This is a genomic window from Paenibacillus sp. Soil766 (genome assembly GCF_001428105.1).
GTDB lineage: Bacteria > Bacillota > Bacilli > Paenibacillales > NBRC-103111 > Paenibacillus_E.
In genome coordinates, this window is the sequence record NZ_LMSJ01000005.1 from 53595 (window position 1) to 66425 (window position 12831).

The 12831-nt window shown below is 43.6% G+C and carries 10 protein-coding genes; all 10 read left to right on the forward strand.

Annotated features, from left to right (window positions below; translation table 11 throughout):
* Positions 1-13: 13 nt before the first annotated feature.
* The 10 genes from ASG89_RS04940 (at position 14) to ASG89_RS04985 (ending at position 12431) form a co-directional block, all read left to right on the forward strand.
* Positions 14-946 (forward strand): carbohydrate ABC transporter permease, encoded by a 933-nt coding sequence (locus ASG89_RS04940; protein WP_235549608.1) that lies wholly within the window; start codon positions 14-16, stop codon positions 944-946.
* Between the two features lie 19 nt (positions 947-965).
* Positions 966-1802 carry a carbohydrate ABC transporter permease gene (locus ASG89_RS04945; protein ID WP_235549609.1) on the forward strand — a complete coding sequence of 279 codons (837 nt, stop codon included), beginning with the start codon at positions 966-968 and terminating at the stop codon, positions 1800-1802.
* A gap of 45 nt (positions 1803-1847) precedes the next feature.
* Complete coding sequence (locus ASG89_RS04950) at positions 1848-2813, forward strand: PfkB family carbohydrate kinase (RefSeq protein ID WP_057309286.1); 966 nt, start codon at positions 1848-1850, stop codon at positions 2811-2813.
* 302 nt (positions 2814-3115) lie between these two features.
* Complete coding sequence (locus ASG89_RS04955; protein WP_157276530.1) at positions 3116-4693, forward strand: glycoside hydrolase family 32 protein; 1578 nt, start codon at positions 3116-3118, stop codon at positions 4691-4693.
* 260 nt (positions 4694-4953) lie between these two features.
* On the forward strand, positions 4954-6774 hold the full coding sequence (locus tag ASG89_RS04960) for a sensor histidine kinase (RefSeq protein ID WP_057309287.1): 1821 nt from the start codon (positions 4954-4956) through the stop codon (positions 6772-6774).
* Between the two features lie 182 nt (positions 6775-6956).
* On the forward strand, positions 6957-8273 hold the full coding sequence (locus tag ASG89_RS04965; protein WP_057309289.1) for an extracellular solute-binding protein: 1317 nt from the start codon (positions 6957-6959) through the stop codon (positions 8271-8273).
* A 128-nt stretch (positions 8274-8401) separates the two neighbouring features.
* On the forward strand, positions 8402-9328 hold the full coding sequence (locus ASG89_RS04970) for a carbohydrate ABC transporter permease (RefSeq protein WP_057309291.1): 927 nt from the start codon (positions 8402-8404) through the stop codon (positions 9326-9328).
* Positions 9329-9348: 20 nt separating this feature from the next.
* Positions 9349-10179, forward strand: coding sequence for a carbohydrate ABC transporter permease (locus ASG89_RS04975; RefSeq protein ID WP_057309293.1), 831 nt, complete (start codon positions 9349-9351; stop codon positions 10177-10179).
* Between the two features lie 57 nt (positions 10180-10236).
* On the forward strand, positions 10237-11853 hold the full coding sequence (locus ASG89_RS04980; protein WP_057309295.1) for a response regulator: 1617 nt from the start codon (positions 10237-10239) through the stop codon (positions 11851-11853).
* 83 nt (positions 11854-11936) lie between these two features.
* Positions 11937-12431 carry a hypothetical protein gene (locus ASG89_RS04985; protein WP_057309297.1) on the forward strand — a complete coding sequence of 165 codons (495 nt, stop codon included), beginning with the start codon at positions 11937-11939 and terminating at the stop codon, positions 12429-12431.
* The last annotated feature ends 400 nt before the right edge of the window (positions 12432-12831 follow it).

Below are 12831 nucleotides of genomic sequence, written 5' to 3' on the forward strand. Positions count from 1 at the left end.
GGAGAGATGATCGATGGCTACTGTAGAAACGATGGAAACAGTGAAAACTGTTATCTCAAGCAAAAAAAAATCACAAAGCTTTCGCAAGCATGAGCAAGCTACTGCATTTTGGTTTATTTTCCCAGCGATAGCTTTGTTGCTAGTCTTCGTGTTCTATCCCATGCTGCAAGCTTTTTTAATCAGCTTCAAAAACTATTCTTTAGTCGGCGCAGGTGATGTGTTCGTTGGAATGGACAATTATGTGCACCTTATGAAGGATCGTGCATTCTTTAATAGCTTGAAGCATTCATTTTATTTTGCAATTATTGTGATCCCGATTCAGACGAGCATAGCCCTTGGGCTAGCGTTGTTAATTCAGAAGAAAACTGCGACTGCAGGACTGTTCCGAACGCTTTATTTTATCCCAGTAATTATTTCAACAGCGGTAGCAGCTACGGTTTTTAAGCTCATTTATAACAAAGAATTCGGTCTCCTGAACAGTGTGCTCAAAGCGCTGCACTTACCAGTTACAAGCTTCTTATCCGACCCGAAAACTGCGATGAACGGCGTCATTGTGCTCGGGATTTGGAAAGGTGCTGGGTTCTTTATGATCATTTTCCTAGCAGGGTTGAACAATATTTCACCTGATCTCTATGAAGCAGCTAGAGTAGATGGCGCATCGCGAATTCAGCAGTTTTTCAAAATCACGCTTCCGCTGCTCAATCGGACTATGGCCTTCGTAGTCATCATGACGACGATTGATGCGATCAAGCTCTCGGGTCTAGTCTTCGTACTGACAAATGGCGGCCCTAATAGCTCAACGGAGACAGTTGTTTTCTATATATATAAGCAAGCTTTCACGCAAATGAGGATGGGGTACGCGACGGCAGCGGCTTTTGTGTTGTTCGCGATTGTACTGACGATTTCACTTGTTCAAATGAAGCTATTTAGTAAAGACAATGATTAAAATTTAGGAGGGATTCGCTGTGAAAAGGTTAACTGACATCGTCACAATGATCGTGATGATCGTTATCGCACTAATTTCTGTCGCTCCGATCCTATGGATGGTTACTGGCGCTTTTCGGCCGTACCAGGAGCTTTTCAAATACACATCGCTGAATATTCACTTAGTCTTACCTGTTGAATGGACATGGAAGAACTTTCATAACGTCATTTTCAATTCACGAAATCCGTTCCTGCGCTATATCTGGAATACATTGCTCGTTGCTACTATTGTAACGACGATGGTGCTGATCATCAATTCAATGGCGGCATTTGCGTTCGCGAAGCTTAGATTTCCTTTTAAAACGATCATATTCGCATTATTTATGTCGGCGATGGTTATTCCGGGTGAGGTCACTCTTGTGCCTAACTATTTGTTGATGCATGATTTAGGCTGGTTGAATTCGTACAAAGCTCTGATTATTCCTTCGATGTTGTCCGTGTTCGGCATTTTTATGCTGCGGCAATTTTTTGCGGAGGTTCCGAATGAAATGATGGAGGCCGCCCGTATTGACGGAGCGAGCTTGCCGCGAACTTTTGTAGCTATTGTGCTTCCAGCCGCCGTGCCTGCGTTAATTACCCTCGGTCTGATGACTTTCCTAGGGAACTGGGATTCCTATCTGTGGCCGCTCATCGTGATCAATGATCAGAAAATGCAGATGATCCAAGTCGGAATCTCCACGTTTTCCTCGAATGAGGGGACGGATTGGTCCAAGGTGTTGGCGGCGAATACGTTGTCTACCGTTCCGATTTTACTTCTATTTTTATTTTTGCAGCGCTACTATATCCAAGGAATTACAATGTCGGGAATTAAGGGATAAGACAGATCTAGGATCTATCTATACAAATGAATGGGGGCTTACGGCATGAACTACGATGTAGTTGCGCTTGGGGAATACTTGATTGATTTCACTCCGTATGGTCATTCCGAAGCGGGACAGCCGTTGTTTGAGCGTAATCCGGGCGGAGCACCGGTGAATGTGGTAGCTGCTTTGGCGAAGATCGGCAAGAAAACGGGGTTCATCGGGAAGGTGGGCAGTGACCCGTTCGGTGTGTATTTGCGCGAAGTTTTGCTCGATGTCGGTGTGTCTGATCATGGGTTAGTTGCGACAGATGAAGCTCATACGACGATGGCTTTCGTTCAGCTGGATGCAGATGGAGATAGATCATTCCATTTTGCAAGAAATCCGGGTGCTGACCAGTTGTTGAGAGCAGAAGAAGTAAACCTCACGATGCTCGCGGAGACGCGTATTTTTCACTTTGGCTCGATTTCGATGACGGTGGAGCCTGCGTACACAGCGACTTTAAAGGCTGTTCAGGTGGCGAAGGAGTTTGGTGCACTAATTTCATATGACCCGAACTGGCGGCCTTCGTTGTGGAGAGATGAGGAGCATGCTCTAGACGTAATCCACGTAGGCTTGAGCCTCTCGGATGTTGTGAAGCTTTCCGAAGAGGAGCTCGTCTTCTTGACGGCTGAGCAGGATCTGGAAAAGGCAGCGAGACACCTGGTTGAACAGTATGGGATTACCTTGCTTTTGGTCACAGCAGGAGGGGCTGGTTCTTTTTATCATATGAAGGATTGGTGGGGCAAGGTAGAAACCTACTCTGTTCAAACGCTGGATACAACTGGTGCTGGGGATGCGTTTTTCGGGGCTTTACTACATGAAGTTTTGGCGATGGGGAAGCCATTGCAGGCTTGGCAGGAAGAGAATTTGCGAGAAGCATTGCGCTTTGCAAATGCGGCTGGGGCCCTGGCGACAACTCGGAAGGGTGCGATTCCGTCGCTTGGTACGAAAGAGGAAATTCAAGCGTTAATGCGAGGTTTGAAATAGATACAAATTGATGAAGTTGTGGAGGATAACTGAGGGCGGATGAGTCATCAGGTAGGGACGTAAATACTGGAAGCCGAAATGTATTATGACGCAGTTGATGATTATGAATTTGGGTGATGTAGGGTAGTACGGGTATACGAAAAACGAAGATAATCTCATGGAGAGAACCTTTCGAGGTCTAAAAACAGCACGTTATTGTATCGTAACGACCTTCTACTGATTAAACGGAAATTTGAGTCTATTCGAAAAGAAATTGTTCTAGGCTCATAAATTTCATAATGAAAAAGGAGAAAAATATTATTATGTACAAACCAGAAGAGAATAAAATCATAAAGGACGCTCGCAATTGCTCCTATAAAGAAAAATACAGACCTCAGTTCCACTTCGCACCCGCGAAGAACTGGATGAATGATCCGAACGGCTTGGTATACTACGATGGCGAGTACCACCTCTTCTATCAATACACGGTTAATTCCACCACTCCCGACTTCCCACACATGCATTGGGGCCATGCGGTAAGCAAGGATTTAATCCATTGGGATGAACTCCCGCCCGCCATTGCACCTGACGAGGACGGAGCGATCTTCTCGGGAAGCGCAGTGGCGGATTTGAACAACACAAGCGGCTTCTTTCATCAGGAAGGATCCGGTCTTGTTGCCATTTACACGAACGAAGGAAATCAAGTTCAGTCTGGCAAACCGCAAGTTCAAAGTCTCGCTTACAGCAGAGACCGAGGACGGACATGGATAAAGTTTGAAGGGAACCCGGTTCTGTTTCCTGCCAGTGAAACAGCGGACTTTCGAGATCCCAAAGTATTCTGGCATGAAGAGTCTTCCAGGTGGGTTATGGCGCTGGCCGCAAGAGATCGCGTAGAATTCTATACATCAGAAGATCTTAAGGCTTGGAGCTTTGCAAGCGAGTTCGGATCCACATTGCCCTTCGTCCATCGGGGCGTATTCGAATGTCCCGATATCTTCCAGGTAGCTGTGGACAATGATCCAAACAATAAAAAATGGGTTTTGGCTCTGAGTGTCGGGGACCAGAACGGGGAAAACATGAACGATCCGCAGCCGCCCGCTGGCGGTTCAGGCATGATGTATTTTATAGGCCACTTCGACGGTCACTCGTTTATGCCCGACAAAACCATTGCGTCCATTCACGATATCCAATGGATTGATTATGGATCAGACTTTTACGCAGCGGTCACCTGGAACGGGATTCCGAATGAGGATGGGCGAGTCATTTGGATCGGTTGGATGAACAATTGGCGCTATGCGACTGTATTGCCATCGTTGGAATGGCGCGGAAACATGTCACTTCCCCGAGAAATTCAGCTCAAAAAGTATCCGGAAGGACTTCGCCTGATTCAACAGCCAGTGACGGAAATAAACAAGCTGCGAAATCCAGTAACAACCCTGAAGGATCTAGTCGTGAAACTAGGAGATAACCCCTTATCGGGAGCTACTGCTCTTAAAGCGGAAATTATCGGGGAATTCGAAATCGGCACCGCGACAGAATTTGGTTTCAAAGTTCGCAAGTCTTCCAACCAGGAAACCGTCATCGGCTACGATGTCTTGAATGAAGCCATGTTTCTTGATCGAACTAATGCCGGCTCGGTGGATTTCCACTCGGATTTCGTTGCTAAACACACCGCGCCGCTGAAGCCGGAGCATAAGCGGATTCAACTAACTATTTATGTGGATGGATCGAACATAGAACTATTCGGCAATGATGGTAGTGCCGTTATCACAGATTTGATTTTTCCTGATCACGAAAGTCAAGGACTTGAACTGTATGCAGTCGGCGGATCTGTTAAGGTAATTTCCCTGCAAATAAATAGTATGAACGGGGTTTGGGAAAGAGGAAGCGGCGCGATCTAAGGCTGGAGACGGTTATAAGGAAAAGCCAGCAAACCCTTGTGTTTGCTGGCTTCTTTCACTTCAAAACTTACTTGTCACCTAACAATGATGCCAACAATTTACAGACTCCGGGCGCAGATCGATACCACAATGTTCAAAGCTCGGAAACGGCGAATTTCAGACTTGGCCTCATAAGAAATGGCTCGAACTCTTACTGGACGGAGTTTGTTTGACTATAGTCCAAGATAGGAGGATGGATAACGAAGTAAGGAGTGCGTGAAATGAAATCAGCTATAGTGTTATATGCGAATCTAAGTCTGAGAGTACGATTAACTGCTTCTTATATCGCACTGATCGTCGTTTCGATTGCAGTACTAGGCGTAGGTTATTATGTGAAGAGTTCGGAAGTTATTTTGAAGAACGCAAGCGGAACGTATTTGGGGTTAGTGAGAAGCAGTAATCAGTCCTTGGATGCGAAGTTTGCGCGTGTAGAGCAGAGCGCTATTAACATGCATCTGGATGAAGATTTATTCGAATTATTTAACACAACCGATTTACAAAAGAAATATCTGGATTATGAAAACGACAGAAAAATAACTCGGGTCCTACAGAAATATTTCCCTACCTCAGAGGATGTATATTCGGTCAATTTGGCGACAAAAGATTACACTTTTGGAGGAAATCCTAATTTTTGGCTCCCGAAAAAGGACTTTTCCGCTTCTGATATTTACCAGATTGGTATGAATTCCAAAAATCACACATTATGGTTTCCAACTTATAATTTACTAGAAAAATTTTACGCCTCTTCTGTGGTATCCAGCACTAAGAATCAGTATGTATTTACAGCTACCAGACTGATTAACTTATCACTTGTTTCGATTAATTTGTTGAGATCTATGGATAAAGATGCAGAAAGGCCGATTCTTCTCGTTAATTTCCAAGAATCCATGGTTAGCAGGGCTCTCAAGGAGAGCCTTGTTGTTAAGGATTCTTATTACTACGTTTTGACGAAAGACAGTGAGGTCGTGTCAACTTCCAATCGCCCCGGCTCCCGACCTGTAACTCAAGAATGGATCAACAGTGCCATAACGAAGAAGAGCGGTACCGAATTTGTGCAAGTAGACGGGAAAAAGATGGTCGTCTGCTTTGATGTGATTGTTACGACAGGCTGGTTGTCTGCGGTATTCATTCCGTATGACAATCTATTGAAAACGATGCCAAATATGCTCAACTACACGCTCTACTCCACCGTGTTGATCCTTGTCATATCCATTTTTCTTGCCTCTTTCTTTTCAAGCAAAATTACAATGCCGCTTAAGAAACTGATGTGGGGAATTAAACAGATTGGAGATGGGAATTTTAATACAAGGATTGAAACTTACGGCACTAGCGAAGTAAACCTAATCATCCATAAATTTAATCAGATGAACGATAAGATCCAAGTATTGATCGAGGAAAATTATGAGACGCATTTGAAGGAGATGGAGGCGGAATTGAAGGCGCTGAATTTTCAATTCAACCCGCATTTTCTTTATAACACACTCAACATTATTAATTATTTGGCAATCGAAAATAAGCAGACGGTTATCAGTAATATGCTCGTGGAGCTATCGGAGATGCTTGAATATACGACTAAAAAATCAGACGAAGTGGCTTTTAGTGAAGATGTGAAATATTTACAAAATTATGATTATATTATGAAGATGAGGTTTGAAGATAAGTTTAATATCGAATATCATATCGATCCCGCCTTATACCGTTATACCGTGCCCAAATTTTTCTTGCAGCCATTCATGGAGAATGCGCTGATTCATGCTTTGGAAGATAGTGAAACAGGCGGGCGGATTCGGGTAAGCGGGATAATCGAAGACAAAACCAGGGTGTTTACCATTGAAGATAACGGGAAAGGCATGGAGCCGGATACGCTTATGCGCGTACTAGCGACAATAGACGATCCAGTTAGCATGAGTAAATCGATCGGTATTGCCAATGTAAACAAGCGGATAAAGCTCATCTATGGTTCCCAGTACGGTGTAGATATTGAATCCCAGGGGAATAAAGGTACAAAAATAACAATTACCTTACCGCTGTTTGCTAACTGATGATGAGGTGAAAAGTGGACATTCCACCGTTACGACGGTGGATGTTTCATTGTGAAAATCAATGTAAGGGTTTTCGGTACAAAAGTCCACTTTTTCACGTTTTTTAGAGTAGGATCGGCTGAAGTATCACGATATGATGAAAGCGTAAACAAATACAAGATAACGTTCAAGGAGGGGTTTGAATGAAAGAAGGAAAAAAAGGACTAATAACGGTCACTAGTTTACTCACTTTATCCTTGCTTGCCGGATGTTCCACAGGTGGACAAACGAACTCAGGTGGCTCTACGGGAGACAATGGCCAAGCAGCCCAAAAGGAAGTGGAAATTTCCTACTGGAGGCCACAAGCGAGCGGACCGGAAGACGAATTCTTCGTTAGAAAAGTTGATGAGTTCAATAAGGCTTATCAAGGGAAAATCAGATTGAAAATGGAGACGATTACAAGAGGGAACTCGTTTGCATTTGAAGATAAAATTAATGCAGCTGTAGCCTCCCATACGCTTCCGGACGTGCTTGCCATGGACGGTCCGAATGTTGCGAACTACGCAGCATCCCAAATTATCATACCGCTGGATGAGTATTATGCCAAGGATGACCTGACCGATTTCGTTCCTTCCATCATTCAGCAAGGGACTTATAAAGACAAGTTTTATGCCGTAGGGCTAAACGAGTCTTCTGTTGTCCTGTTCTACAACAAGAAAATTATGAAGCAGTATGGCATTGAACCTCCAACGAATATTAAGGATGCCTGGACTTGGGATCAGTGGTACGACGTGATGAAGAAGACGGCACAGAACGATGTGTTCGGTACGAACATGATCAATGACAAAGGCGAATGGATGACGTACGCCTTCGAGCAAATGTGGATTTCGGCGGGAACGGACATCGTTAATAAAGAAGGCACAAAAGCTCAGGGCTGGGTTAACAGCGACAAGGGACTTGCAGCTGCAAACTTCCTGCAAAAGCTTGCGAAAGAAAAATTGTTTAACATTGATCCGAAGCCGACCGAGTTTGAAGAAGGCAAAGCTGCAACAAAGCTGGGCGGACCGTGGAACATTCCGGGCTTCAAGAACTATCCGGATTTGGAATGGGGTATAACTTTTTTCCCTAAGCAAGCTGGCGGAAGCGTAACTTCTCCATCTGGCAGCTGGGCTATCGGCGTATCCACGGACAGCAAGCATCCGAAGGAAGCGGCAGAAGTGGTGAAGTGGATGACGAACAAGGACAGCTCCACTCAGCTTGCCAAAGCAATCAGCATGCCGGCAAGCAGGAAGTCGGCATATGATAGTCTGCCGGAGTATAAGGATCTTCCAATGCGAGTTATTAAGGAGCAAGTGACGACGGTGTCCCATGCAAGACCTGTAACACCAGCCTATCCGGTGCTGACGCAAAAGTTCGCCGAAGCATTGACGGACATTATGATGGGGGCCGATGTGAAGAAATCTTTGGATAGTGTAGCCACTTCTTATGATGATGAATATAAACGAAACTTTAACAACTAAATCTTCTCAGTGAAAACGCAGGTGCGGCATCAGGACATGCTCGATATCGGCCAGATGCCGCTACACGCGGTCATTAAAAAGATAGACTTTAGAATGGACTAATCTTGGAGAGGAGTGATGATTGATACATGCAGAACGTTAGTACACAAGTCCATACAAGCACAAAGTCAAAAGCGACATCAATTAGGCTTCAGAAGCGAAGAGAGTCTATCACAGGATATTCATTCATTCTGCCAGCCGTTCTCCTACTGATTGTGTTCCTGCTGCTGCCTTTTTTGCTGGCAGTGCTGTTCGGATTCACCAAATTCAATTTACTGCGGCCGGATCAAATTAAATTTACAGGCCTGGACAATTACGTGATCCTTTTTAAGGATAAGCTCTTTTATAAATCCTTGTATAACACGATGTATTTCACAGTCGTAGTCGTTCCCGTCCAATCGGCGGTGGCGCTGATACTGGCTTTATTGGTCAACAATCAGCTTAAGTTGAGAAATGCATTTCGGATTGCTTACTTTAGTCCGGTTATTACATCCATGACGGTCATTGCTATTTTGTGGATATCTCTTTACAACTCAAATGAAGGATTGATTAATTCCGCCTTACATCTGTTTGGCATACCGAAGCAGCCCTTTTTGCGAAGCGCGGATCAGGCGATGAATTCCATCATTTTCATGTCCGTATGGCAAGCAGCGGGATATCAAATGATGATTTTTCTAGCGGGTCTTCAAAGTATTCCGAAAGATTTGTATGAAGCCTCGTCTATGGACGGTGCCAATAAGCTCCAACAACTCAAATATATTACGATTCCAAGCTTGTACAATGTGATCGTATTCGTTCTAACAATAACTACGATTCAAGCAGTGAAGTTATTTACCCAACCTTATGTGATGACGAATGGCGGACCGGAGAATTCCACAAGAACGCTTGCACTGCTCATTTACCAGCAAGGATTCCAATTCAGGAATGCAGGTTATGCATCCGCTATATCCGTTATTTTCTTCCTGATTGTAGTTGTTATTTCCTTTTCCATGAAGAAATTTTTAAAAGACAGATAACATCGGAAGGAGATGAGCTCATGGCTGAACGAAAGAGTAGAATACTTATCTATGCGTCTAATATTATCATGTCGGTGCTTTTTATTATCCCGCTACTATGGATGGTCGTTTCATCACTCAAACCAGAAAATCAAATTTTTGCGGATCTAGGCTCGATCAAGTCTTTACTTCCTACGAATATAACATTGGATAACTATATAAAAGCTTTCAACCGGATTCCCATGATGAAATACTTATTTAACAGTTTGTTCTATGTTTCGGTTATCGGGATAAGCGGCTTAGGGGTTAACTCTCTCTGCGGATATGCGCTGGCAAAGCTCAATTTTAAAGGAAGAAATGTTATCCTTACCGCCATCATTGCGTTAATGATCGTACCGTTTGAAAGTATTGTGATGCCGCTATACTTCGTCGTCAACGGCTTGAGTTGGGTGAACACTTGGTTCGCGCTTATCATCCCATTTATCGCGAACTGCTTCAGCATTTTCATGTTTCGTCAATTTTTCATGGATATTCCTAACGAACTTCTAGAATCGGCAGCGATTGACGGCTCAACTCCGTTGAAGACGTTTTTTTCAATAGTCATTCCCCTCTCAGGACCCGTATTTGTGACTGTTTTCATTCTGGACTTTATCTCTCATTGGGGGGATTTCATGTGGCCCATACTGGTAACCACAGGAGAATCATTAAGGAACATTCAGCTCGGTATTCAAACATTCTTTACACTTCCTCCAATATTCTATGGGCAAATTATGGCGACGCTTACATTTACAACCTTGCCAATTGTCGTAATCTTTTTGCTCCTGCAAAAGTACTATGTACAGGGCATCACCAGCACCGGGATCAAAGGGTAGCCTGGCTCGGGTTATTGGACAGTGCAAACATTTGGTCATAGAGGTAAGGAGGCTTGCATGCAAAATATACTGGTAGTGGATGATGAGGTCATACAAAGAAGGGTTTTGGCCAAAATGATCAGGGAGGCCAGACCTTACTGTAAAGTGCTAGAGGCCAAGAATGGTAAAGTGGCATTAGAGGTCATCCATAGTGATGACATCGATATTGTTTTCACAGACATAAAGATGCCGATTCTAGACGGATTAGGATTAATTGAAACGATGAATGCGTCTTCTCATGATATCAAAGTGGTAATACTTAGTGGTTACCGTAATTTTGAATATGCGCAAAAGGCGATTCAATTGGGGGCGTTTGATTATTTGGTGAAGCCACTGAAAGAGGAAAGTATATCTCAAATATTAGAGAAAGTAGAAAGCAGCATTCGAAAAGAAAAAACGAATCTGCTTGAAAGTGAACAAATCAAGCAGCAATTAAACCGTACACTTTCCGTCTATTATGAGCGTATTCTCTCCGACTGGGTTGTGGGAGGAATAACCGAGTCCAAATGCGCAGAGATTCGTCAGCAATTTTTCCTAGAGAGTAGGGGAGTAGTGCTTGTAGCTAAACTGAACGATGAAAGTCTGCTGACAGAATCGTTGAACAGTTTGGATCGCATGAAAATCGATTTGCTAAGTGGTATCGAAGGCCGTTGCAGCAGCATCGGCCCTTCCGTCTCGTTCTTCTCCGGCGAGGATAAGAGCCTTTTGATCACGGTGCTGACCATGGTTCGGCCATATGCTTTGGAAATCGATACGCTGACGAGGCTGCTAAAAGAGTTCACCGAACAAGTGTCCAAACAATATGGGATGACTTTGACGATTGGAATTGGAGAGGAACGAAACAATCTGTTTCAGGAAGCGAGATATTCTTGCAAAGAAGCGATGACAGCTGCTTCTTTTTGCTATTTTTTACATACACAGAACGTGATCTGGTTTTCGGATATTAGCGGGCTTATTCGCACTATGCATTATGATTATTTGAAAGAAGAAGAGCTATTCAAGGAATCCATCCGTAAAATAAAGAGCGAGCAGATCGTTAAACTTATCGATGAATGGTTTGAGCGTATCATAGAAAACGGATTGCCTTATCCCGATCAATGGAATAAAGCTGTAATTCGTATGATGTCTAGCGTAGCCACTGCGATTCAAGACTTTGTGACGGATCAGGAGTATAAAGATATCCAGTTTGAGGCCGAGATCATGCTGACTAGCAGCAGCGATTTTGCGGTATGTAAAAGGCGATTTCTGGATATGCTGCTGCAGTTTATGGACATTATCCAAAAGAGCCGTTCCAATAAGCACGAATCCGTTATTGAAATGTGTGTCCATTATCTGGGGATGCATTATATGGAGGACTTGTCGCTCGATAGGGTAGCTAATCATTTGTTTTTTAGCCCCAATTATTTGAGTCTTATTTTCAAAAATCATTTGGGTATGACATTTAGTAAATATTTGACCAACTTGCGGATTAAGAAAGGGATCGAACTGCTTCAAAACAGCAACATGAAAGTTTACGAAATTGCTCCCAAAGTCGGCTTTAAGGACGACAAATATTTCTATAGAGTGTTTAAACGTCGATTTGGTGTGACACCGGACGAATATCGTAGGAACAAGCACATGCAGAAAAGGAAGTAGATTAAGATGCTGCGTATTGGAGCCATTTGAGCCGAGTTCCACTGCTGACGATTGCTTTAGTGATTATAAGGAGAATGTTGGCCATGAAGAAAAACTTGTGGGTGTTTAATATTGATAACACGCTAGCTAATACGAATGAAAAAATTCAGGAACGCGTGGAGGGGTTTGGCACAAAGCTATACCCCTTTCCGCTTCCTTCTGGTTTTTTCGAGGATAACCCGGATGTTTTCTTGGGAGCAGCTCCTTTTATCGGTTCTGCAGAGGCCCTACGGCGCCTTGAAGAAGCGGGTTCAAAAGTTGTATACGTGACTACTAGATCTCCATGGTTTAGGAATCTCACCGAACATTGGCTTCGTTTGAATGGCTTCCCTCAAGGGCAAGTAATATGTACGTTTAATAAACGTGCCATTGTTCTAAAAATGAAGCCCTTTGCTTTCGTGGATGATTCCCCGCATGAGATCGATAGTATTAAGGATTTGGTTGAGAATATCTATGTGCCGGCGAAGCCATACAACAACGGATATCCAAACCGTTTTGAGACATGGTCGATGTTTCCATTAGTAGGTGCAGCGATTTAATAACGAGGAGGAAGCCCAGTTGGGCTTTTTTTGCGTCATGCAACATGTTCGTCATGGAATATTTGTTGATCAAGCTGAAGGCATAGAGGTGAGGTGACGTACAAGTGGATTATAAACATTTTAAAAGAATGAAACAGAGAATATTGAAATTAATGGCCTCTTTCATTTGATACGATGATTTCGTAAGGGACAAAGGTAATCAAGAATGGGGGAGTTAATCGAGTAAGTCAATTCGTATTCAGCACAATGCTTGTTCCTTTTTAGAATTATGGTAGGCCATCGAGGAGGGACCACCCTGCAGAACCAGCTCTTGAAACCGTCACCATTTAAGTGATTGAGCACATGGATTTCCGTAAATGCCGGTTTGATTTCTTCTGGTAGTAGATAGAATGACTGCTTT